Annotated in this window: 22 protein-coding genes and 2 pseudogenes; 12 read left to right on the top strand and 12 right to left on the bottom strand. The window is 61.7% G+C overall.

All coding sequences use genetic code 11. The features are described from left to right. Positions 1 to 101: 101 nt before the first annotated feature. Both IWX81_RS15035 and IWX81_RS15030 read right to left on the bottom strand, forming a co-directional pair. A complete protein-coding gene (locus IWX81_RS15035) occupies positions 102 to 440 on the bottom strand; it encodes a cupin domain-containing protein (protein ID WP_334594351.1) in 339 nt (112 codons plus the stop codon). A 27-nt stretch (positions 441 to 467) separates the two neighbouring features. Then, positions 468 to 665: pseudogene (locus IWX81_RS15030) on the bottom strand (helix-turn-helix domain-containing protein); the annotation flags it as partial. A 65-nt stretch (positions 666 to 730) separates the two neighbouring features. On the opposite strand from IWX81_RS15030, the gene IWX81_RS14280 reads away from it, so the two are divergent. Beyond that, positions 731 to 1729 (top strand): NAD(P)/FAD-dependent oxidoreductase, encoded by a 999-nt coding sequence (locus tag IWX81_RS14280; protein ID WP_199281998.1) that lies wholly within the window; start codon positions 731 to 733, stop codon positions 1727 to 1729. A gap of 156 nt (positions 1730 to 1885) precedes the next feature. On the opposite strand, the gene IWX81_RS14275 is transcribed toward IWX81_RS14280, so the two are convergent. Continuing rightward, on the bottom strand, positions 1886 to 2182 hold the full coding sequence (locus IWX81_RS14275) for a hypothetical protein (RefSeq protein ID WP_334594335.1): 297 nt from the start codon (positions 2180 to 2182) through the stop codon (positions 1886 to 1888). Then, complete coding sequence (locus tag IWX81_RS14270; protein WP_199281997.1) at positions 2179 to 2496, bottom strand: ArsR/SmtB family transcription factor; 318 nt, start codon at positions 2494 to 2496, stop codon at positions 2179 to 2181. Before IWX81_RS14270 ends, IWX81_RS14275 begins: the two co-directional genes overlap by 4 nt. Positions 2497 to 2602: 106 nt before the next feature. Here IWX81_RS14270 and IWX81_RS14265 point away from each other — a divergent pair, with 106 nt between their 5' ends. Next, positions 2603 to 3028 (top strand): Fur family transcriptional regulator, encoded by a 426-nt coding sequence (locus tag IWX81_RS14265; protein ID WP_334594332.1) that lies wholly within the window; start codon positions 2603 to 2605, stop codon positions 3026 to 3028. Positions 3029 to 3412: 384 nt separating this feature from the next. Here the strand turns inward: IWX81_RS14265 and ykgO are convergent, their stop codons facing one another. Then, positions 3413 to 3535: a type B 50S ribosomal protein L36 gene (ykgO, locus tag IWX81_RS14260; RefSeq protein WP_129520240.1), complete on the bottom strand. Its 123-nt coding sequence runs from the start codon at positions 3533 to 3535 to the stop codon at positions 3413 to 3415. 74 nt (positions 3536 to 3609) lie between these two features. On the opposite strand from ykgO, the gene IWX81_RS14255 reads away from it, so the two are divergent. The 7 genes from IWX81_RS14255 to IWX81_RS14225 all read left to right on the top strand — a co-directional run bounded on the left by IWX81_RS14255 (position 3610) and on the right by IWX81_RS14225 (position 9125). Beyond that, on the top strand, positions 3610 to 4653 hold the full coding sequence (locus IWX81_RS14255; RefSeq protein WP_199281996.1) for a GTP-binding protein: 1044 nt from the start codon (positions 3610 to 3612) through the stop codon (positions 4651 to 4653). A 116-nt stretch (positions 4654 to 4769) separates the two neighbouring features. Further along, positions 4770 to 5684: a metal ABC transporter substrate-binding protein gene (locus tag IWX81_RS14250; protein ID WP_199281995.1), complete on the top strand. Its 915-nt coding sequence runs from the start codon at positions 4770 to 4772 to the stop codon at positions 5682 to 5684. Between the two features lie 79 nt (positions 5685 to 5763). Further along, positions 5764 to 6531 carry a metal ABC transporter ATP-binding protein gene (locus IWX81_RS14245; protein WP_199282016.1) on the top strand — a complete coding sequence of 256 codons (768 nt, stop codon included), beginning with the start codon at positions 5764 to 5766 and terminating at the stop codon, positions 6529 to 6531. After that, a complete protein-coding gene (locus tag IWX81_RS14240; RefSeq protein WP_199281994.1) occupies positions 6528 to 7433 on the top strand; it encodes a metal ABC transporter permease in 906 nt (301 codons plus the stop codon). The genes IWX81_RS14245 and IWX81_RS14240 overlap by 4 nt, the downstream gene beginning before the upstream one ends. Positions 7434 to 7438: 5 nt before the next feature. Further along, positions 7439 to 7846 carry a Fur family transcriptional regulator gene (locus IWX81_RS14235; protein WP_199281993.1) on the top strand — a complete coding sequence of 136 codons (408 nt, stop codon included), beginning with the start codon at positions 7439 to 7441 and terminating at the stop codon, positions 7844 to 7846. 366 nt (positions 7847 to 8212) lie between these two features. Next, entirely contained in the window at positions 8213 to 8803 is a 591-nt protein-coding gene (locus IWX81_RS14230; RefSeq protein WP_199281992.1) for a recombinase family protein, read from the top strand. Further along, complete coding sequence (locus IWX81_RS14225; protein ID WP_199281991.1) at positions 8790 to 9125, top strand: DUF3024 domain-containing protein; 336 nt, start codon at positions 8790 to 8792, stop codon at positions 9123 to 9125. Before IWX81_RS14230 ends, IWX81_RS14225 begins: the two co-directional genes overlap by 14 nt. A gap of 354 nt (positions 9126 to 9479) precedes the next feature. Here IWX81_RS14225 and IWX81_RS14220 read toward each other — a convergent pair whose 3' ends face one another. The 7 genes and pseudogenes from IWX81_RS14220 to IWX81_RS14195 all read right to left on the bottom strand — a co-directional run bounded on the left by IWX81_RS14220 (position 9480) and on the right by IWX81_RS14195 (position 19633). After that, on the bottom strand, positions 9480 to 12827 hold the full coding sequence (locus IWX81_RS14220) for a type ISP restriction/modification enzyme (protein ID WP_199281990.1): 3348 nt from the start codon (positions 12825 to 12827) through the stop codon (positions 9480 to 9482). Then, positions 12827 to 15268 carry a helicase-related protein gene (locus IWX81_RS14215; RefSeq protein ID WP_334594327.1) on the bottom strand — a complete coding sequence of 814 codons (2442 nt, stop codon included), beginning with the start codon at positions 15266 to 15268 and terminating at the stop codon, positions 12827 to 12829. The genes IWX81_RS14220 and IWX81_RS14215 overlap by 1 nt, the downstream gene beginning before the upstream one ends. A 186-nt stretch (positions 15269 to 15454) precedes the next feature. Next, positions 15455 to 15913: pseudogene (locus tag IWX81_RS15090) on the bottom strand (phospholipase D-like domain-containing protein); the annotation flags it as partial. Between the two features lie 5 nt (positions 15914 to 15918). Then, the gene (locus IWX81_RS14210) at positions 15919 to 16977 is read right to left on the bottom strand and encodes a hypothetical protein (RefSeq protein ID WP_199281988.1); all 1059 of its coding nucleotides are present in this window, start codon (positions 16975 to 16977) and stop codon (positions 15919 to 15921) included. Further along, positions 16977 to 17558 (bottom strand): hypothetical protein, encoded by a 582-nt coding sequence (locus tag IWX81_RS14205; RefSeq protein ID WP_199281987.1) that lies wholly within the window; start codon positions 17556 to 17558, stop codon positions 16977 to 16979. Before IWX81_RS14205 ends, IWX81_RS14210 begins: the two co-directional genes overlap by 1 nt. 26 nt (positions 17559 to 17584) lie before the next feature. Continuing rightward, entirely contained in the window at positions 17585 to 18976 is a 1392-nt protein-coding gene (locus IWX81_RS14200) for a hypothetical protein (protein ID WP_199281986.1), read from the bottom strand. 381 nt (positions 18977 to 19357) lie between these two features. Continuing rightward, complete coding sequence (locus IWX81_RS14195) at positions 19358 to 19633, bottom strand: hypothetical protein (RefSeq protein ID WP_199281985.1); 276 nt, start codon at positions 19631 to 19633, stop codon at positions 19358 to 19360. Between IWX81_RS14195 and IWX81_RS14190 the strand changes: the two genes are divergently transcribed. The 3 genes from IWX81_RS14190 to IWX81_RS14180 all read left to right on the top strand — a co-directional run bounded on the left by IWX81_RS14190 (position 19617) and on the right by IWX81_RS14180 (position 22804). Continuing rightward, positions 19617 to 20024 (top strand): hypothetical protein, encoded by a 408-nt coding sequence (locus IWX81_RS14190; RefSeq protein WP_199281984.1) that lies wholly within the window; start codon positions 19617 to 19619, stop codon positions 20022 to 20024. The genes IWX81_RS14195 and IWX81_RS14190 overlap by 17 nt on opposite strands. Positions 20025 to 20061: 37 nt before the next feature. Continuing rightward, positions 20062 to 21069 (top strand): type IIL restriction-modification enzyme MmeI, encoded by a 1008-nt coding sequence (locus IWX81_RS15020; RefSeq protein ID WP_334594321.1) that lies wholly within the window; start codon positions 20062 to 20064, stop codon positions 21067 to 21069. 274 nt (positions 21070 to 21343) lie between these two features. After that, positions 21344 to 22804 carry a hypothetical protein gene (locus IWX81_RS14180; RefSeq protein ID WP_199281982.1) on the top strand — a complete coding sequence of 487 codons (1461 nt, stop codon included), beginning with the start codon at positions 21344 to 21346 and terminating at the stop codon, positions 22802 to 22804. Positions 22805 to 22997 lie beyond the last annotated feature (193 nt).

Here is a 22997-nt window from a genome sequence, read left to right as displayed (position 1 = left end):
GCCCAACGAAGTCCACTATGGTTATCAGCAGCCAGCCCTGGCAGCGTAGACGAATCCACTAATTCCGCTGTCCGAAATCCCCGCAGCAGCCCAAATCTCGGTTAGAACGCGACAGCCGACGCGTAAGTATGCATTCGGACGCCAGCCTCATTGAAGATGCTGATGACGACGGCCGGGCGCATGCCTGCGGCGGACATGCTGTGCGGGATGCCGGTGTCAAACTCTGCTGCCTCTCCTCGAGCGAGGGTCAGGTCTTGGTCACCGAGTCTCAGTTGAAGTCGACCACTGAGCACATATAGCCATTCATAGCCGTCATGCACTTGAAGTTCCGTGGGTGCGCCGATCGGCGGATAGGTGATCCGGTAGGTATGGACCTGGGATTCTTGGGGAGCGAGTGGGGCGATGATCAGTCCGTCGCGGCGGATCACGGGGCGGCGCACTCGAGGATCTATCGATTCGAGTCGGACTAGGTCGTCGAGGCGGATACCCAAAAGTCGGGTTAGCGGGAGGAGAAGTTCAAGATTTGCCTGCCGTTTGCCAGACTCGAGGCGCGACAGTGTGCTGGCCGATATCTCTGCTCGTGATGCGAGTTCGTCCAGCGTCCAGCCGCGCTTGCGCCGAGCGGCTCGTAGTCTTGGGCCAATGTGCAGCAGATCTGGGGACATTGCACTCCTTGCTGTTTCCGCAAGAAAGTTTGTGGATACCTAATTCTCCCGGCAAAGCTGTGCCTATGGAAGATCGGATATGGGATGTCATCATCGTTGGCGGGGGCGTGGCGGGTCTGAGCGCCGCATTGATGCTGGGGCGGGCGCGGCGGCAAGTCCTGGTCGTCGACGGCGGAAGCCCAAGAAACAGATTCGCCTCGCATATGCATGGCGTGCTGGGCAACGAAGGAGTCGAGCCAGCGGTTCTGCTTGAGCGCGGGCGCAACGAGGCCGCCTCCTATGGGGTCGAGTTCGAGCGTGGAACTGTTTCTTTGGTTGAGCAGGCTGAGCCATTTCTTCAGGTGGCTCTCGCCGATCGGGCCGTCCGGACAGCACGTTCCCTGATTGTCGCGACCGGTCTGACCGATGAACTAGCGGATATCCCCGGATTGCGTGAGCGGTGGGGGCGGACGGTGCTGCACTGCCCGTACTGCCACGGCTGGGAGGTCAGAGATCAACGTCTCGGAGTGATTGCGACGTCGCCAATGGGCCTTCATCAGGCTGAACTCGTGCGGCAGTGGAGCTCGCGGGTGACGTTGTTTACGGCCGGACTGGGTGGCATCTCGGGAACTGCGAAGCGGCGGCTGCGCGCCCGAGGGATCGATCTCGTCGATACGGCGGTGACCGAAGTCCTGGGTGAGGGTGCTCAGATCAAGGCGGTGCGAACCGAGAACGGCCGCGAGATCGAACTGGACGCGATCTTTACCGGCGGTGCTCTTCGTCCGCATGACAACTTTCTGGCGCCTCTGCGCCTTGCCAGGGCGGAGGGTCCGATGGGCGCCTTCGTGCAGGTCGACGCGATGGGTAAGACCGGCAACGATCGGGTCTGGGCCGCCGGCAACGTCGTCAATCCCGCTGCGAACATCGCCATGGCGATCGGTGCGGGAGCAGCGGTCGGTGCGGGTGTTAACGCAGCACTCGTCGCCGAAGACTTCGACGCTGCTGTTGCTGCTACATCGGCTGTACAGCTCCCACAGGTTTCCGCACGCTTCGATGTACGGACTGATCATTCACGGCCGGCCTGACCCGAACCGCGCCGCGGCTCGCAGATCTCTGCCCCATTGATCGCTGGCTCTCGGCGGTGATGGCGTCTTCTTTTGAAGAGTCGACCTCGACGGTGTGAGTTCCCGGCCGCTCACCGGAACTTTTGGTACGGCCGGGACGGCGACGACGCCGCGGGTTTAGTGCTCGTCGTAGTGATCGGCGTGGGCAGCATGCTTGTGGCCGTCGTGGAGGTAGTCGACGTGGTCGTCATGGCTCACGGTCTCGTGGCCGCAGTCGGCGCCATGCGCGTGCGTCTCGGATGTGTGCTCGGCGACGCTTTCATGCTCGTCGTAGTGATCATCATGAAGCGCGTGGTGGTGGGTGCCGTGGATGTAATCGGTGTGACCGTCGTGGGGTACCGCATCGTGTCCACAGGTCGGTCCGTGCTCGTGCTCGGTGACGGCGTGTTCGGCGTGAAGTTCAGTGGTGCTCATGGTGTTTCTCCCTCGGTGGTGTTGGTGCGTTCTTCTAGGACATGAATGATGGCGTCGTCGATCACGTGGGCGATGTGGTGGTCGGCGAGCTGGTAGGTTGCCTCCCGGCCGCTACGGGCGACGATCAGGATGTTTGCCTGTCGCAGGGTTCGCAGATGTTGGGAGACCAGTGGTTGGGACATTCCGGTTTTATTGACCAAAGTGCCGACTGTTGCTGGTTCTGCTGCAAGGAGCTTCACCAGCAGGAGTCGAGATTCTGAACTGAGAACTTTGAATAGATCCGCTGTCGCGGTGAGTCCTTGGTGTTCGTCCATTGGCTACACTCAACCACATATATAAATCAATTGCAATGTGTTTATAATACTGAGAACGGTATTCGATACCGTCTAACGTTGGGCAAGTCGATGAGGGGTGAACCGGATGGCAGCGCTAATCGGGCAACGACAAACAGAACAGAAGGTATCCGTCCGAATCGCGCTAGAGGCATCGCCGGACTTCATCAGCGCGCAAGATCTCCACGGCAGACTCCGAGACCAGGGCTCAGCGATCGGGCTTGCGACGGTCTATCGGGCGTTGAACGAGATGGCGCGGGTCGGGCAAGCTGATGTCCTTCAGATCAGCAGCACGGGACAGTTATTCCGTTCTTGTGAGTCCGGGCATCATCACCATTTGGTGTGCGTGGACTGCGGCAAAACCGTGCAGGTGGATGCGCCCGCTGAAGAATGGGTAGAGAAGGTCGCCGCGGACGAGGGGTTCACGCTGGTGCGACACGTTCTGGATGTCTTTGGGCGCTGTCGTCAGTGCCAAGAACTGGTGGACTCCACTCCTGATGTGACGTCCCGCTGAGCTGAACGGCTCGGCCCCTCGTCAACTCGAGCGGGGCCCCAGATCTTCTCGTCTCTCCTAAGGGCGGACGGTGAGAATTGCATCCGTTCGTCTCGAGCAGAACATCAGAGGTGCGTTCGGGAAGAGTCGGAGACATTGTTTCGCGCTCTTCAGATTCAGGGCCGCGAAAAAAGTCGCGATATTCGCGCCGCTGAGTGCTCAGTCTGTGCCATGGCAGATGAAAGTAGCAACGGAAAGGATTGGCTCGATCGAGCTGGTCAATCCCGCCGCCGCATCGCCCGAGTCTGAAATTCTGCGCCCCGGTTTGCCGCGACTTCTGCGACTCACCTCACCGGCTCGGGGCGGATCGTGACGGAGGGCGCGACAGGGCGGGTTCGCCGCGGACTACCCCTGGCGAGCCTTCATCCGGGGATTCAACTTATTGATCACAAACGTGCGCCCCCGACGGCGGACGATTTGAGCACCGGGTATTTTCTTCAACGCTTTCAGTGAATTGCGCACTTTCACGGTCATCCTCATTTCTTGTTGATAACTATTATCAACTAGCATAGTGGGGTGATGATGAGAATAGACGGCCACCAATGAGTGAGCTCTCCCCTTTGGCGGTAACTCTGGTCAGCGGGCTTCGCCATGTCGGCAAGTCAACTGTGGCCACAATTCTGAGCGGTACCGCGGCGGACGACAACCCCGGGCCGCCTCTGGGTAGCGATGAGGCAGACGCGGGCGAACTCGCACTAGAGCTGGCTGAGCATCTCGTGGACCTCGCTGACAGTGGTCGTCGCGGCGATGTGATTATCGAGCTGGAGCCTGCCGATCCGGCCGAGATTGCCCTCGTGCTTGAGTCGGTATTCAAGGAACGGACAACCTCAGACGGTCCCGCCCTGAGGGAACTCATCACGGTCGCGCGCGCCAACGACATCCGCCGACTGCTCTTCCGCGACGGGCCAGAGGCTGCCGCGGACGATTGCGACACGAGTGAGCTTCTGGCCGTCCAGCTCGAGTTTGCAACAGCGATCATCCTTACCGGAGTAGCGGACTGCCGGCCGACAGAGTTGCGAGCAATTTATGGCCTGATAGAGAGGCTCAATCCAGCAGCAGCCGTCGTCACGCTTGCTGGCGCAATCCGCTTGCGACGACGTCGGCCGCCTTCTCTCACTGTCGCATCCGAGGTCGGCCGCCGCATGGGGTGGGCATTGGAACTCTCCGGCAGAGGAGGCCTGCCGACCACACTGAACTCAATCAATACCGTGGTCTTTCGTGACCCTCGACCTTTTCATCCAGCACGGCTGGCTGAGGTGGTCACACACTGCCTCGAACCGGACGACGTCGGACTTATCCTGCGCTCACGCGGGCTTGCCAGGCTTGCCAGCAGGCCCGAACGGGTCGCGTCTTGGACAAGTGCCGGAACAGTACTGGCCATCAACTCCACAGCCATGACCAGCTGGGATGCCGATTCACCCGTCGGGCAGGAGCTGGTCTTCGTCGGCCAACATCTTCATCCTGAACGGATCGCGCGAGCACTGCGTGCAGCACTGCTGGGCGACGACGAATTGATCGCAGGTCCGATGGAATGGGCGGGCTATGTTGATCCGTTTCCTGTCTGGCAGATCGAGCACGACCACTAACGTGACCGTCACGGCACTATTGAGAATCATTTTGACTACCGTTCTCAACAGTAGTAACTTCTATGTAACCGACGACAGCTGGTCGTTCTGGCCACCCGACACAGATAGGCGATCACATGAAAACCCGCTCCTATGCTGCCATCGCAGCAACGGCAGCGCTCGGCCTGGCACTTGCCGGCTGTGCGGGCCAACCGACGGCTGGAGATTCCGAGGATTCGACAGTGAGTGTTGTCGCATCCACCAACGTTTATGGGGACATCGCCGCAAGCGTCGGAGGGGATCTGATTGAGGTCACCTCCATCATTGACGATCCGGGCAAAGATCCTCACGAATATGAAGCCGATGCCCAAGACCAACTCGCATTCTCGAAAGCCGACCTGATCATCGAGAACGGCGGTGGATACGACGACTTCGTCGAAACCATTCTCGCTTCGGCAGATAACGCTGATGTGACTGTCCTGACCGTGGCCGACATTTCCGGCTACGATCAGGAACCCGCCGAGGGCGAGTTCAACGAGCATATGTGGTACGACTTCCCCTCGGTCGGCAAGCTCGTCGATGACATCGTCGCCGAACTCTCCGACATCGACCCTGATAACGCCAGCACCTACTCGGCGAATGGGGATTCCCTGAAAAGGGAACTCGCCGGTCTTGAGGCGCAGGAGGATGAACTGAACGCCAGCTTCGCGGGCGAGGGTGTGGCAATCACTGAGCCGGTGCCGCTGTACATGCTGGAGGCTGTGGGGCTCGAGAACCTCACACCTGACGCGTTCGCTGAAGCCATCGAAGAGGACACCGACGTGCCCGCTGCTGCATTGCAGGAGACTCTGGATCTGTTCTCGAGCAAGAGCGTCAAACTGCTGGCCTACAACGAACAGACCACAGGACCGCAGACCGAGGCGGTCCTTGCCGCAGCCGAAGAGAACGGAGTCGCCGTCGTTCCCGTCAGAGAGACCTTGCCTGAGGGCAAGACCTACATCCAGTGGATGCAGGACGACCTCGACGCGATCTCCGCAGCACTGGGTGGCTGAGACACCAGTTCCCACGGTGCATCGCCCGACCGGGGGCCCTACCCCGGTCGGGCCTGTGCTGCGGGTGGAAAACGCCGCGATGCGTTTCGGGGAACGCTCGCTGTGGGGGAGCCTGAATCTCGACATTGAACCGGGGGAGTTTGTCGCCGTTCTCGGCGCGAATGGTTCGGGCAAAACCACCCTCCTCAAAGCCATACTCGGCCAACAACCGCTCTCTCAGGGCAGTATCGAATTTCTTGGAGCTCCTGTTCGGCGCGGTAACCGCCGCATCGGGTATGTTCCACAGCAGAAGCTCGCCGACCCCGGCACGCCCTTAAGGGCCCGAGACCTGGTGGCTCAGGGTATTGATGGACACCGGTGGGGCATCCCGCTACCTAGTAGGTCCCGTCGCCGGAAGCTCGACGAGCTTCTGGCCGATATTGGAGCCAGTTCCTACGCGAACGTTCCTCTGTCCATCCTTTCCGGAGGGGAGCAACAGCGCCTTCGAGTCGGGCAGGCTCTCGCGGGAGACCCCCGGCTGCTTCTCTGCGACGAGCCGCTACTCTCGCTTGACTTGGCCCACCAACGCAGCATCAGCGAGCTGATCAACCACCAGCGCAACGCCCGCGGCTTCGGAGTGGTGTTCGTCACCCACGACATCAACCCAATACTCACCATGGTCGACCGGGTTCTCTATCTGGCCGGTGGCCGTTTTCGCATCGGAACCCCCGACGAAGTTCTCCAAAGTTCGGTGCTCAGCGAGCTTTACGGCGCCGACGTTGACGTGATCCGAGCCAATGGGCGCGTCATCGTCGTCGGTGCAACCGACACCACCCACCCCCATCCGGCAGAGGAGCAGCTGCGATGATGCACACAGTGCTGCTGATGACCAGTGACGACTGGTGGACCTCGATCTTCCACTTCGACAACTACGGCGAACTAGTCGTGCTGCTGAGGAATTCCATCATCGCTGGAGCGATTCTCGGGATAGTCGGTGGACTTATCAGCGTCCTCGTCATGGCACGCGATATGGCGTTCGCTGTGCACGGCATCAGCGAACTCTCGTTTGCGGGCGCATCCGCTGGGCTTCTGTTCGGGATCGGGGTGGTCGAAGGCTCCCTGATCGGATCACTGATCGCGGCCCTGATCATTGGTGTTCTTGGTGTTCGCGCGAAAGACCGCAACTCCATCATCGCGGTCCTGATGCCCTTCGGGTTGGGGCTGGGTATCTTATGCCTGGCCCTCTACGACGGCCGAGCGTCGAATAAGTTTGGCCTGCTCACCGGTCAGATCGTCGCAGTGGACAACCCTCGGCTGAACTCCCTGATAGTCATCTGCGTCATTGTCGTTATCGGCTTGCTGGTCAGTTGGCGGCCGCTGATGTTCGCCAGCACCGATGCTCCCGTCGCGGCAGGCCGCGGCGTTCCGGTCGGGTTGGTGTCGATGCTGTTCATGGTGCTGCTGGGCCTTACCGTGGCCGTCAGCGTGCAGATCGTCGGATCGCTTCTCGTGTTAGCAATCCTGGTCACACCAGCAGCTGCAGCGCTTCGGGTCTCTTCCTCCCCGGTGGTGGTACCTCTGTTGAGCATGGCATTCGGTGTTACCGCGATGGTGGGCGGGATCATGATCGCGCTGGGTACATCGATACCCATCAGCCCTTTCGTGACGACAATTTCCTTCGCGATATACGTGGTCTGCCGGATCATCGGCTCCCGTCGTAACCGGCGCGGCTGGGCAGGTCGGCGGACCGGCACCGCAGCAGCGCGGTAGAGGTTGTGATCCGCAACACCCGGCAACGGGACGCGATCAGGAAGGCACTAGATGAAAGCAGTCGAGCAGGGTTTGCCGGAGCGCAACACATCTATCTCAACCTTCGCGCCGCGGGTCTGAAGATTAGTCTCTCCACGGTCTACCGCGGCCTGCATGAGCTCGCGCTGGAAGGAGAACTTGACACGTTGCAAAACGAAAGCGAGGTCCTCTTCCGAGTCTGCACTCCCGGTCCCCGCCACCACCACCTCGTGTGTCGCGATTGCGGCAAGACAGTCGAGGTCGAAGGCGAGGATGTAGCTCAATGGGTCCAACGCACGGCAGCGGAATACGGATATGCACAGATCCGCGATGTGATCGACATCTTTGGCCAATGCAAGGCCTGTGCCGCAGAACGCGGCAAGGCGAGCAAATAAGTCGCCAGGGCAGCCTGTTTGTGGATAACCCGACCCGAGGGTGAGATGTCCGATGCAATAGAAGAACTACCGAGCGATGAGGCGTAGACAAACTTCCATCCGGGATACCGGCCTCATGCATGGTCGGGTGACATCTTGACCTGGCTCACCGATTTATTCGAAGGTTTTGGTGGCCACTTGGTCTAGCCCGCGGACTCCCCGCCGTTGTCTTGTAACCCTAGGGATATGGGACATCCCACCGACCCCTGATCCGGCGCGACCATCTCCCCGGCTTTCCGGGATGCGGCGATTCCCATAACTATGTGCCGAAAGGGTCTGCTTAGATCAAGGTACTCATTTACGGTTTTGGGACACTTGGAGGCATCGGTGGGCAAGTTGATCGGATACGCACGCGTCTCCACCAAACAGCAGGCCACTGATCGACAGGCGGCTGATCTTCTGGCGGCCGGCGTCCGCCGAGACGATCTCTACGTCGACCACGGAGTGTCGGGTGCTCGAGCGTCGCGGCCCGAGTTCGACCGCGCTCTCGCCGCGATCCAGGACGGGGACACCCTGGTCGTCACGACGCTCGACCGTCTTGGGCGCTCGACCCAGAACATGCTCACATTCGCAGAGGGACTACGGTCGCGGTCGGCAGGCCTTCGGGTGTTGAACCTCGGTGGCGGAGATGTGGACACGTCAACCCCGATGGGGGCAATGGTCTTCACCGTGTTGTCGGCTCTGGCGCAGATGGAGCTCGACATCAAGAAGGAGCGCATCACCGACTCCGTCGCCAAACGGCGCACAGCAGGGGGGAACCTCGGCGGCCGACCCCAGAAAGTCTCCGACAGGCAGATCCGCAATGCACTGCGCCTGATCGAGGAGGGGGAGTCGACGACGCAGGTTCTCAGAGATCTGGGTCTGACCCGGTCCACGTTCTACCGCCGCGCTCGGGAAGCCACTCGTGCCAGTTCCTGAAATCGACCTGCGACGCATCAGGAAGTGGTGCACTCAGGAGACATCGCCACAGCATGCCGATCAGCTCCGCGTGGAAGCCGACGTCACGGCGACGGCGGTGACGATCGTGGAAACGCGGCCACCATGGGATGACCCAGCGGGGGAGTGGACAAGATTTCCCATCGCGCGACTGCGGTACACCGCCACGACGGGTGAGTGGACCCTCTACTGGCGGGACCGGCACCTCCGGTTCCACCGCTACGACCGAACGCCACCGTCACGGCAGGTACAGGCATTGCTGGATGTCGTCGCGGATAGCGGCGATCCAATCTTCTGGGGGTGAAGCCAGAACCCTGTAACCGACAACGGTCGACAGGCCGTTTCGCCGCACCAAGGTTTCGGTGAAGAGTTTCGGTGCACGATCGCCCGGCGTGTCGTGACCTGGTGCTGACTCCCCGGCGTCGCCCCGAAATCGGTCGTTTTCGGGTGACAGCCTGCGGGACGCCGAGTACGCTTGCGACCTTGAGAGCCGGGGACTCACATCGATTTGTCGGCGGATCATGTCGACGCGGATACCCTTTCAACCGGGCTTACTGCGCGGTACGAATGCACCCAGCTCAATGGTCAATCTGGAGCGATTCACCTGTCGGTTTCGCGCGGGGCGCTTCTGTCCGCCGGACTCGGCAGTCCCGCAACATCAGCCCAGCTCCTCGGCAGTGAAGATCTCGCCCACGAGGACGCGGTCGAGGAGCGCGGCAGCGCGGGGCGTGAGGTCGACAGTGTGCTGGAGGATGTTGATGACGAGCAGCAGTTCGTCAGTAAAGGTCCATTCGTCGTAGCTAATCGCGTCGAGGGGGCTCGAGGTGCGGCCGGCGCGCTGCGCCTTGCGGTAGCCGAGCCACTTCTGCAGCGGCTTCAAGCCGGAGACTTCGAAGTCCCAGACCTCGGGCGATACGGGCGTGATCTTGCCGGCCCCGACCGTGAGTGTCTGCGTCTTCGCGTCATAGCCGAAGGTCTCCGGCCGGCCGGTGATCTTAGTGACCTCGGCCGCCTCACCGAGTGAAAGTGGCCCATCGCTGTAACGTTCACCCCAGGTGTGCCAAGCGAGCAACTCCCTGCCGAGCGCGGCGACCTCATTGAAGAGGGTGGGGTCCTTCGTGACCGGAATGTGGTACGGCCCGGCCGCCTCAAGCTCCGCACTGAATCTCAGGCTGAATGCGCCGGTCCCACCAACTCCGTAGAGATATTGGACGAAGCACTCCAAGCCGACTGCCTCACCAAGCGCCGCTCGAATCACAGCAAGGAAGCCAGGAGCCATGTTCTCGGTATCCTCGCCTGAGTCAAGCCACATCGGGTAGATGTCCTTTGACCCACGTCCCCGAAAGTAGTGACAATCTGGGACGTAAGGCGACGCTGTGAACAATGGCCCCCGAGTAATTCGATCAGTCGTCAATGTGGCGATAAATATCTGGTTGGGGCTAGCCAGTTTCCAGACACCGGGCCGACCGTAGTCCGCGACCCGCGCGTCTGCGAGCACGAACTGCCGATCGAAGCTCCTGAATCCGTACCTCCTCACTGGCTCGTGACTTGCACCGGGCAAAAGTCCTCGGATTGCAGGCAGCCGAGCGCCCGAACCCTGCAGGATCGGTGGCGTGGAGTCCAGGGTGCGATCCCGGCTTACCTTGAGTGCCTCGGCGCGGTCGACAGCAGCGAGCAGGGCTTCCCAGCGCGCAGCGAGCACCTCTTCAGATGGGGCAATAGGCCAGGTCCGGTACAACTGAGGACCAGTGAACGCAGTCGGCATCAAGTCCCCAAGGACCGGCCAGGCTGAGTACGCACCGGATGCAGCGGCCGAGAACCGGTCGAAGCCCTGACCAGAAATCTCTTCGAATTCGACGCTTTCGAAGCTCTGTTCAAGCCAATCGAGCTTCTCCTCCCGCGTTCCGGGCACGCGCACTTTCCGGATCGTGCAGCCTACGGACTTGGCGGTTCGTCGAACCCCAATACCGATCGCCACAGCGGTTTGAATGTCGAACACGTTCTCGTCGACCGCGGCACCGCGGGCGTCGCCACCGAGGTCCACCACGTAAAAGTCGTCGAAGACCTCCCGAAAGTGGTTGCGAAGCCCACCAGCGGATGCACCATTGACGTAAGAGGAGGGAGTGATGAACGCAACAATGCCCGGCCCCTGCCCTAGCTCCTGGGTCGCACGCCACGTCGCCCAGCGCCAGAAGTAGACATAGTTGTTGTAGAGGTTGTGTACCCACGCGCCCTGGCCTGCGTCGCGCATCGGCTTGGCGACTGACTCGAGCAGCGGCGCAATCCCTGGCACACCATGGCGAACGACACCCCCTTGACGGTCCTTGCTTGCAGACCGCGACTCGTCACGGTCGTACGGCGGATTGCCGATGACGACGGTGAAGCGTTCCCTGGTCTTCAGCAGGTCTGCCTTCTCCGCCTCGACAGCGACCGGGTCAGAATCACCATCCCACATTGCGTCGTCGCCAATCACGATCGGCGTGTGCTCATTGACCGCGGGAGGCTGACTCAGCGTGTCGGTGAGCAGGATCGTCGGCTCGAAACCCTCGATACCCATCGAGTGGCCCTCGACGGCGAGTTTTAGGTGGGCAACGGCGTAGGGGGCGACCGAGTATTCGAAGGCGTGCATCGCCGGAGCGACCACCTGCTCGAAATACTCAGGCCATTTCTTCTCGCCGTGGGCAGCGACGTAGGACTCACGGGCAACGCGGAGCCACTCCATAAGGTATGTGCCGGTGCCGGTCGCCGGGTCGATCATGGAAACGAATTGCCGATCCGGGACAGTGTCATCTGGAAGCACGATGCCGAGGTGCCTGCAGACCTCCGCCCAGGTGCCGCCGTCGGCGACCCCGAGCAGCAGCCCGAAGTCGTGCTTCAAGATGTGGTCGACGGCCTTCGTCATGAAACGGACGACCGGCAACGGCGTATAGAAGGCTCCGGCGTCCATCCGCTGCTGCGGGTCGTACTGCTTCAGGAATTCCTCATACAGGTAGACGACCGGGTCCATACGACGGTCCTTCGAGCCGAAGTCGGCGAGGATCTGCTCGACGTCAGTCTTCGCGAGTTCGGCGGCGAGCTCCCCGAGCCCCAGCTCGTCAACGTCGATCTCACTTGCCGTCTGTTCGCGGAAGCGGGCGTAGATCGAGTCGAGCAGCTCGTTGGAGAATCGGATGCCGAGCAGTGGCGCGTCCCCGGCGAAGAGCTCCGGGTGGGTAACGCGGGCCGAGAGCAGTCCGTACACCATTGTCTGCGCGTAAACGTCCGCGAACTTCTTCGGCGTAAGGTCTGGCATGAGCCGCTCCTGGAATACTGCGAGGAGCGAGCGCATTGGGCCGGTCGGGGTCTCCACGTCGAGCAGGTCGAGCACCTCATCGCGCAGATCCTTGGCGACCTCGGCCATGCGGCTCGCGAGGGCGGCCGCCGACTGGATCGCACCGCGATACTTCCCGAAGCCGGCAGTCGCGGAGAGACCCGTCGCGAGCGCCGGACCGCGATCACCCCACTTCAGCTCCGGTACACCTCGCTCGGCGATCAGTTCAAGGCGTGCGGGAGTGGAGGTCGTGGACCAGGAGAGTGATCGGAGTGCGCGTCGGCCGTTGTCATGGCCGACACCGATCGCGTGCACCGAGCTGTCCGCGGGCGAGATCGCGAAGACGAGGATGCGTTCATCGTTCCAGGCTGGACGCTTGCCGCTTCGCGTCTTGCCGCCCGGCGTCCTCAAGAACTTCTCGATGATCCGGCGGACCGCGGCGACTGGCAGACGCTTGCCATCGAACTGGAGCACGAGGATGCCGACGTCCTGCCCGGTGACGAGGTTGAGCTGGTGGACGACGATCGGGCCGATCTTCGCAGGCTCGAGGTCGAGCGACTCCAGGCTCCAATCAATCGGCAGGTCGTCCCACTCCATGCCGTCGGGGATCGGCCAATCGAGGCCATTCACGAGCAGGTCTGTGAACGCCTGGAGGGATGAGCCCGCCTTCTGCAGGTAGTCGATGATCGTTGGCACTACTTGACCTCGATCCAGGCGACAGTCTCAGGGGTTGGGGCGTCGAGCGGGAGCTGGACCTCCTTGCGGAGCTGCTTCGTCTCGTCGCGCTCGAATTCGCGGAGCGAAGCGAGCAGATGGCCCTTTGCGCTGAACGGTTGCGCTGTGTCGTCCGGCTTCGCCTCGATTGCGGCGTCGATCGTGAGCAGGCCGCGCTCGACATCGCTGCTGGTCTTCAGCGCCCACTCGATCCGACCGGGCTTCAGGCTCCACTCGGGCTCGGCGTTCTCATCCAACTTCACAAGCACCGGGACGCGTCGCACCGTGAAGAGGCCGGCGGGCTTGCCACCCTTCGCAACGGAAATGCCGTCCGGGAGTCGGTCGACGAGGTCCGGCAGAGCCGGATGATCCTTGACGAGCCCGAGCCACTTGAGGCGGAGCTCCTCGCCCGGGGTGATATCGCCCTCGTATTCGTCCTTGAACGCCTGGAAGACTTTGACGTCGTCGTAGAGGTCGGACTCGTCGATGAGCTTGCCGCCGGGGATGCCCAGCGTTTTCGAGATCATGAGCGTCTTTCCCTGGACCCGGCCGTAGAGCTTGAGCAAGCTCTCGATCTCCTCGGGTGGGAGGAAATTGCGAATCTGTATGTGGCCACGGGAGCCCTTCGACAGCTTCCGCTCCTTCACGAGCTCGGCCTCAATGCCCGGATTCATCCGGCGATCGACGCGGCCGATGCGTTGCATGAGACGGACCGGGTTCCAATGGATGTCGTAGTTCACCAGCAGCGAACCGTCCTGGAGGTTCACGCCTTCGCTGAGGACATCGGTGGAGACCAGCACCCGGAGCGGCGTGAGCTGCCTCCGGTCGGCGGGGCCGACCTTGTTGTAGAAAGGGGCGAAACGCTTGATCATTGCATAGCGGTCGTTGCCCCGATTGCCGTCGATCCGGTCAACGTCGGCGAGACCGTCGGCACGGAGTCGTTCCTCCAGATAGCGGGCGGTGTCGGCAAACTCGGTGAAGACAATAACCGGCTGATCTTGGAACTCTTTAGTGAAGATCGTTGGGTCGAGCGCCTTCTTCTCCAGCTTCGACGGGCCGAGGAGCAGAGCGCGGAGCTGCGCGTATTTGTCATCATGCCCGGCCGCGAGTACGACGAGGTCCATAAACCGTTGCAGCTGGTCGAGGTCGCCAAAGGCCGCGTCTATCATCTCGCCGAGCTTGTATCTCCCGCCGACAAGGTTGTACTCGAGCTCGTCGAGTTCCTGCTCGGTGAGGTCCTCCTCGTGCCAAACTTCGTCGAGCGTCGCCCGGTAGGTGTCGTGAATACGCTGCAGAGTCGGCTCGTGCGCGGTGCGCCAGGCGACGAGCTTCGCCGCGTTCGCCGCGTCGCCCTTCGTGTTCACGTCGAGCCAGCGCAGCATCTTCGCCGAAAGGTCCAGGCAGGAGCCGGCGAAGGCGGCCAGGCTCGACTCGAAGCGCTTGAGGAAGATTGTGCGGATGAGAGCCACGACCTGCCGCTGGCGGTTCTCGGTGACTGTGTCGATGTCGCTGTCCGTCGAGAACGCGAGCGGGTAGTACATCGGCAGGATGAATAGCGGCGTCGCCCGACTGAATGCTGCCTGGATCTCCTTGAAGAGCGGTGCATAGAGCAGGCCGAACTCGTAGGGCACCACCCTCGGCACCTGCGTCTCTGGGAACACGACTTCGGCGCCGCCAGCGAGCTTCGCGCTGTCGACCGCGTACTTGCGGCTGCTCTGGTGGATGATTGCCTGGAAAAGTTTGTCCTTCGCCATCAGCGCGTCAATCTCCGCGTGGTCCGGAATGGCGGTCTTGAATGGCTTCTCGAGGTCGACTATGTACTTCCGCAGTGAGCTCACGCCGGCGCTTGCGAAGTGGTCGTCGGCGTCGACGCCAGTGAAAAGCTCCGCCTCGTGGACGAGGTCGAAGAAGGTGTTGTTGATCGGCGTTGCCGTCAGCAGGAAAACCGTCTTTCCCTTGCAGATCTCCTGCATCCGCCACCAGCGGGACCCCCAGGGGTTCTCCTCGGTCGGCATCGCGCCGTGGTTCCGGAAGTTGTGCGCCTCGTCGATGATGACGATGTCGGCTCGCTTGGCGAGGTGCTCGATCTCGGCCGCGCCCTTGTTCGTCGTGAGGTCCGTATGCGCGCGGACGAGGACGTTCGAGAACTGGCCACCAAAGAGCTCGGGGAGCTTCTCTCTAAGCTCTGGGTCCCACACCGCGTCCTGCCCGGTCTTCGTCGCCATGATGAGGACGTTCTTCCGCTGCCGAACTGCGAAGTACTCGGTGAGCATGAGCCCGACGAACGTCTTACCGAGACCGACGCCGTCAGTGAGGAACCCGCCGCCCCATTGCTTAGACATCTCGATCAGCGAATGGAACGCTTCCTGCTGGTACGGCGCGAGCAACGGGTAGATCGCGGATTCTGTCTCCTCCCAGCCCATGTCGCTCGGGTCAGCGTTCGCGGTGAGCGCCTGCAGCGCCTTCGCGTAGACCTCGAAGGGACTGAATTCGCGCACGTTATGGCTGAGGACCGCAAGCAGCTCGGGATTCACGAGAGTTGCCTGCTCCCAATGCTCTTCGTACCACGCCTGGAGCTCGACGACTTCTGGGCCTTGAAAGCGCACATTGAGTTCCACGTTCTGAGTCAGGCCCGGGCGGGTGAAATTCGACGATCCGACGAGCGCAGCCGAGCCGACGACGCGATGCCGGCCGTGCGTGATGTACGCCTTGGCGTGGAACTTCCGCGGCTTGTAGACGCGAATCTCGATCTTTCCGCTTCGGATTCCATCAACAACAGCATCGACGCCAGTGAGGAAGGCGTCACCCTCCTGGCGCTCGACCTTAATCGAGTGGTCGAGCGCGGCCGAGATAGCATCGGCGGTCGTGCGGCTCGTCTCACCGCCGATCAAGAGCCGTATGCGATCCACTTTCTGCCAGGCTCCATCGAGCGCGAGGAACGCGCCGATCTCGAAATGGCCCGTAGCGATATCAATTGACTCGCTGAGGTCGCACCATTCACGGACATATTGAAGGGCCTTCCAATCGTCAGAGGTGTTATCGACGATGAATTGGTCAGGTGTGGCCATGATCTCTACTTCCACTCGTTCGGGTCGACGACAGCGACACGGTTCACACCGTCGTCATCGATTCGGATCAGATCCCCGTAGGTCGTCAGTCGCAGCAGCTCGCCGCCGACTACCATCACATCCGGAGGGAGCTCATGGGACGCACCAGTCTCAATCTCCCTGACTTGAGACCCAACTACCTCAAAGTATTGAGGAAATAGGAATCCGCGCGCGATCTCGCCAGGAGGTTCTTCACCTAAGTAGCCCAGCAAACGGGGGACTGCAGTGACAAATCCGCCAACGGCACCGTCGGCGGCGATCCACAGCTCACCCTTGGGATTCGGCGCCAACCACGCGCGCAACTTCGACGTGACGTCCCCTTCGACCCGATCTCGAACAGAGTCGCCGGTGGTCACAGAGACCAAGTCGCCCGTCTTAGTGATCTTGAACTCGCCGGAGGGCACCTCACCCTGCCAGACGCCGCCGATCTTGGGTCGAGGTACAACGCCGACGATATCCACATCCGAAGTCGGCTCGACCGGCGGCTGTGTCTGATGGACTGGAACGGCTTCGGTTGGAGGCGGGACCTGGTTCGGTACGTATTGTCCGCGCTTGAGCTTGTGAAGCCGCGTGAGCAGCGGCACGATCGCGCCATCCGTTTTCATGTTGTAGTGGCGGGCGAACCCCTGGATCAGGTGCGCAACCTCACCGATGTCCTCGATCGATGCCTCAGCGCTGAAGTGCAAGAGCTCATTGCGCTTAGCCACGATGGTCTTTGCGCTTTTGATCGTTGAAGCGCTGGGCGGCAGCGCGGCATGAATCGGCGAGGCGATCTCTCGCGCGATCTCGTTCAGCACGATGACGGCGTCCCTTGGGTCCTGCTGCTGACCCCGGATCCGCTTCTCGTCAAGGCGCTGTTGCATCAGCTTCTGAAACCACCATTTGCCGAGCTTCGGGGCGAGTGAGTTCTCGCAGATCGCTGCCAACTCCAGGCCAAAGGCTCGCATGAGAGTTAAGAAGCTCTTCATCAGCTCGCCGTAGCTGTCGCGTTCGGGCAACTCGATGGATACCTTCGTGATCTCCATCAGTTCAACACCTCGACTCCATCCCGACCAAAGTCGGTCGCTATCGGAATCACTCGAGTCAGAGCGTACGCGGCGAAGAGCGCGAGTGGCTCGTGGGGGTCGACGATGATGGCCGGCTCATCCACGAATCGACCAGCTTCGGGCCGCAGCTCTCCGTGTGTACCTGCGGCCACGGCCCCAACGCCGAGGAAGTATGCCTGCGCATCCTCGCCCAACCACTCGTCGAGCTGAGGCCACCCGACCGCCTGGAGAGACGGTAATTCGCGACTTGTGTACTTGAGCGCTCGAAGGACCGCGACCACCCCGCCCTCGGTCGTGTTCAGGCTCATGTTGCCTGCGCGTTCGAGTCGACGATAAGGATCGGGTCCGGCGACAAAATCGATCAACCGTTGATCGTAGGCCTCGTCGGGCCACTTCGTAACGCCGACATTCGCGACCAGGCCGTCGGGCGTCGACAGTTTGGCAATGCGGACTGAACCCTCACGTTCTCCGCCGTCGCGATCGGAAAGTGGAGTGCCGCGAAAAGATCTCGCCCCGTCCCGTGTCTCCACCTCGACCAAACCCAGCTGCAACTTCGTCATGGCGGAGTCTCCCTCACGTCCGAAGACTATCGAGCGTCCGCGGCGAGCAGCGTTGCGTACGCCGCCGACACGACCTGATAGGCGAGGGGGGCCTTGCCGACTGGCTGCGGCTCCCAGTTCAGGGCCTGCATCACAGCCTTGTAGGCCTCGGCGATGCCGATCATGTTCCTGCGAAGGAACTCGAGCGGATCGGTCACCCACTCGATCGTGCCGTCCGCCTGCTGGACCAGGAGCTGACGCACGCCGTACACGATCGGGTAGAGGAAACCGTCGGGGCTGGCCATGTCGATCGGGTTCAGCGTGAACTTCGAATGCTGCTGCTTGCCGCTGAGGTTCAGCTTCTTTACCGCGCCGATCCGGCCATAGGAGCCCTGGGCCTTGTTGTACGCACCGGGGAAGAGCTCTTCGATGAGATCGAACACTTCGGGAAGGTCGGCTGCGACTTTGAGGGCGCTGAGAATGCGGGGATTGTGAAGCTCGAGTTTGCCGTTGTGCTCGCTTGTCACGGCATCGAGCCGCATCAGGTCGTCGAACTTCACCAGGCATTCGCCCTTGTTTCGGTAAAGGTTCTGAGCGATCGGCGGGACGACTGCCTTCTCGCCGGGATCCGTGGGCATAGGGTCGAGCACGCTGAGGGGGATCCATGTGAGTGCAATCAGGTCGGAAACCTTCACGACTCCGCCCTCGCCGGCCTTCCACTCGATCCGTTCTGCGATTGTCGGGGGGAGGAGGTTCTTGAGCTGCTCGTACAGTCCGGCCTGGTTCGACTTGGCGCTGACGACCAGCTCCGCGTTGTTGTTGCGGGCCGCACAGATCTCGAGGATCGATGACTGGAACCGGTCGATCACGACCACGTCATCGGGGTCGCTCGGCACGATTAGCTCGACGGGGATGAGGAAGCTCAGCTCATCGTCGACAGGCTCCTGCGTTCCGAAGGCCGACAACGCTCCGCGGAACTGCATGACGTCGCCATCGGATGCGCCCCACAGCTGTCGGAATGATGCCCAGTCGCGCGCTTTGCGCAGCTTGGCGTCGGTCACACCCGCGAGCTTGAGGATGTGCAGCCCGATGGCGAGGGTGTTGTGGCCGCCGTCAAGGATCCCCTCCTTGTCGCGCTCCTGGAAGGTCGCCCGTACCCGGCCGCGGTCGAGCATCTCGTACTTGGTCGTGCCGAGCAGCACTCCCTTGGTCTTGAAGGGGAACTCGAGTGGAGTGGTCTCGATCGAGTCGATGATCGCGTTCGTGACGCGACCGATCTTGGATGAGCGCGGGTTGGCCTCGAGATCCAGCGAGTCGATGATCTGGATGAAGTGCCGCGCCCTTACGAATCCGGAGATGCGCTTGATACCACCCGCGGTCTGCTCAGCGATCTCGTCGAACTTGATGGTGAGGGTGGTCGGTTCGGTGGTTTTCTGCATGGGTTCTTTCCTCTCGTTGAGGGAAGAACTTCCGGTTGAGACAAGAAAAGCCGGCGTTGGCCGGCTTCTGCGTCTCACGATTCCGGGTGAACGGATCCGTGTTCCAGAAGCCCTGTCCAGGGTGCTGATGTGGTTGGCCGCGATTCCTTGCGGATCCGCGATGTCGGGTGTTGCCCTGACCTTCCAGCCGGAAGGCAGTAGACAAGATTCTCAGGAGAAGGTCGACTTGTCAAGAAGTCTCTTTCGGCCCAACTGAGAAACGGTTCCAACTTTCGGGAAAGGCTGGTCCCCCGTGGCGGCAAAAGTCTCCGACACTACGGGCCACACGAGGCTCCGACCTCGGGCAAAGACTGGATCGGATCTGCCATCGGTGGGTAGAAATCATCGGCCATCACGGCCGATTTGACGATCCGGCGTCGACGCGGGCACTCGAGTGCGCGGCGACCTGCACTTGCGGCCTCCCTGCACTGCTTCGCGCTGGTGGCGTGCCTGGTCGACGTCGGCCTGCTCCGATGCGGGCACGGCTGCGGCCTGGTCGGGGCCGGCCTTGATGCCCTCGACGTGCAGCTCGCGCCGTTCGGCCGAGTCCCACGACAGCTCTGCGTCGTGCTCGACGTCGGCGGCGAGGTTTCCGGAGATCTTGCACTTCCTCAGCATCCGCGAGATCCTGGTCGTCGCGCGCCTGCGCCTGGCGCTCGTCGCGCTCGGCCCGCTGCGTGTCGCGATCGACGAGCGTGGCGCGCACCCCGGCGGGATCCGCACCCGTCTCCAACACCTCGACGTCGTACCGCTCACGCAACTCTTGACGGATGCGGCTCTCTGCGTCTCGGGCGGCCTGGTCTTCGGCACGGAATGTGACGGCCGTCTCGTAGGCGCGGGCGACGTCGCGCAGCTGGGCTTGGCCCCACTACGACGACTCGTGGACGGGGGCGAGCTCGGCCCGTGCTGCGACTCTCTGCGCGTCGAGCTGCGCCTGCAGTTGACGTGCTTCCTCGAGGTCGCGGCGGGTGGCTCGCTCGGCCGCGGCCTGTCGGGCCTGGGTCGCTGAGCGTGCCAGCTGCGCTGCGCCCATCAGGGCTTGGCGCATGTTGCCCTCGGCCTCTTCGAACCGGAAACCTCGCCTATTTGTCTTCAAAGCCATTGCCGGCGAGCCCGACGAGCTCCCGGTCAAAACGCTCAACTTTTACCTTTCAGGCGGCGCTAGTATCGTCCCTGCGACGCTCACCAAGCCCCGCACCCAAGGCATGCCCGACGCATACAAGGGAAGTCAGCCAACCGATAAGGGTCACCTCCTGGTTGAGCCGCACGACCTCGCGACCGTCAGCCGAGACCCTGACTCCGCCCGCTACCTCCGCCGGTTTGTTCAGGGGAAAGACATGCTGCAAGGAGGGTCGCCGCGTCATTGCCTTCGGCTGGTCGACGCGGCTCCCTCGGATCTCAACCACTCTCCCCTGCTCCGCGAACGACTTGCCCTAGTTCGAGCAGCTCGCCTCGAATCGCCCACCGCCTCCGTCCAGAATTACGCAGAGCGGCCGTCGCTCTTCACTCAAAACCGACAGCCGTCGGGCCGGTACTTCGCCCTCCCCGAGGTGTCATCCGAAAACCGCGGCTGGATCCCGGGCCGCTTCTACGACGCAAACGTAATTGCCGGCAACAAGCTCATAATCTTTCCCGACGCGGAACCCTGGCACGCCGCGCTCCTGCAGTCATCGATATTCATGGCATGGGTCTCGGTCTTCGTCGGCAGACTCAAGTCCGACATCTCCATCTCTCCCGCCCTCGCGTACTTCCCCGTCCCCTGGCCTGAGATTGCTGATGCAGGAAAGGCAGCACTTGCGGCCGGGTGGGCAGATGTTGAGGAAGCGCGCGGCGCTCATCCCGACGCGACCCTCGCTGACCTCTACGGCTCAAACTCCATGCCCCAACGACTCCTCGCCACCCACCACGCTCTGGATGGACTCGTCGACCGTACATTCGCGCAGCGGCGACGATTCACCGACAACGCGGAACGACTCAGCCACCTCATCTCCGCTTACGCGGCAGGGACTGCGCAAAACCAGCTCACCGTTCCGTCTCGAAGTCGCCGCGCCTGAGTACTCCAGTTCGACACGCGCGGCCAGCCTCCGGCATCCCACCGCGTGACGCTCATTCAAACAAAGCAGCAGCAGACCCAGCGGGTCCCCGATCAAACAACATCGGATACGCAATGCAGGCTGCCCGCGCGTTGCGATCAACGCTCGCGCTGACTCGACCCTGGAAGTTGGTCGTTCACAAAAACATCGACGTTTCGATTGCCCCGGCCGCCGAACCTGAGTGTGGCGATGAGTGTGCTGGACTTACTGAGACGCCATCCAAGGGAGGAGCACTGTGACCGCCCGAGCTATCCACGTCAATTCCCTTCAGTTTCTCTGCGGGCACGACGCCCCAAACTACGAACCGCTACTCAACGGAACGGGTTCAGCGCGCAACTTGCGGGTGATTATCGACTTCGACGTCTGGGAGCGAATCGCCACCGAGGAATCTTGGCTAGCACGAACGCTGGTCGGCTTCCTCCATCACGAAAGGATCAGCGTGAGTCTCTTTAGCGACGCTGGGCCCCCCGATGACGCCCCCCGCACGACTATGAACCCCTGGAAGGACGTCGAGCACGCGATTGGATGGACAACACTCTCTCCGTCATCCGACGGCATGATCGCCTATTCCGTAACTCAAACGACCGCCGACTCCGTCACGAGCAGCGCGCTCTTCGTGGATTCGATCTTGATGGCGCAAGTGACACTCTCGCAGGAAGGACGCGAAGGTGTTGACGACTTCGATGCCCGCCTGCTTCTCGCGGCTCAGGAAACCCATGCGGATCTATTGATCACGGACCGATCCGCACTTCTATGCACGGAGCTGGAGGAGCGTGGGAACTGCCGAGTGGCAAACGACGAGACGGCGGTCGCCTTGGTCGCCCTATATCTGCGAGCTGCCGGCGAATACATCTACGTCAAAGGACCAGATTTCACCGCTCGAGCGACCCCGTCGATCTTCTACGAGAAAGTCTCGGACCATTTGATCCCGTCATTCCCGGAGTTCATGTTGCGCGCCGAAGGAGTGGTGAGCAGCGCACGGTTGCTGACCATCCGCCGGCGTGCTCGATCACTACTAATGAACCGCGACAAGCTGGCGTTATTGACGAGCGTGAAATCCACGCAGGACGTCGCAGATGCCATCGATTCGACCTTCACTCACGCGCTTGTTGAGATGGTGGCGTTTCACGATCTGCTCGCCCGCGTCGTCAACGAATTCCTGCCAAACCCGGAGATGAGCCCACGGCACATCAAGTGGCAGATAGATCCATGGCGCGCGCAAGCGTTGACGCACTTTCCCAGCCTTACGGATGCGTGGGCCAACAATGGTTTCGCGATGAACCTAAACCGCGCACTCCGAGCGGCGCGAAACGAGATTCACGACGTCGCACCAGTGATAACGCCTTTTAGAACCCGATGGGGCGCGCCAGGGGTCGGCCTTGGCTTCTTCGACGACGCCGGGGGCTCGATCGCGCATGCGCTTCGCCAGCTTCCTGATGGCGGAGATCCTGGCATTCAGCGTAAATTCGCAGACGGGTACGTCGTCGAGCCCCATGTCTTTCTGGAGTTTGTTCTGCCGTGGATGCTGCAATCGGTGGACGTCACGCTTGCGGCGCTGCTCGCGAGCCTGCCAGCACGCGGCCCTGTGCTACATCGATCGAGCATTCGCGCTGAAGTTGCGTCCGAGTCAATCGCGCTGATCGCCCATCTCAGAGAAGTCGATTCACAACCGCGTCCATCCGCAGCGTTAAGCTAGTTGAGCTTTGCGGCAGTGAGCCTTTCCTATCTGTGCAGCAGAACGTGAACAGCCTCTTCGGCGGCACGCTGGGTGATCGTAACGACTTGTGTTGACGCCGACCCAAAACAGGGCCAATAGTGCCGGGCGGGGCTAACGGTCCCATTTTCGGTCGGCGTTAACAACTTGCCCGCCACGCGATCGACGATCGTAA

Source organism: Salinibacterium sp. CAN_S4, from assembly GCF_015752305.1.
Classification (GTDB): Bacteria; Actinomycetota; Actinomycetes; order Actinomycetales; family Microbacteriaceae; genus Rhodoglobus.
This window is presented reverse-complemented; position numbering and strand designations above follow the sequence as displayed.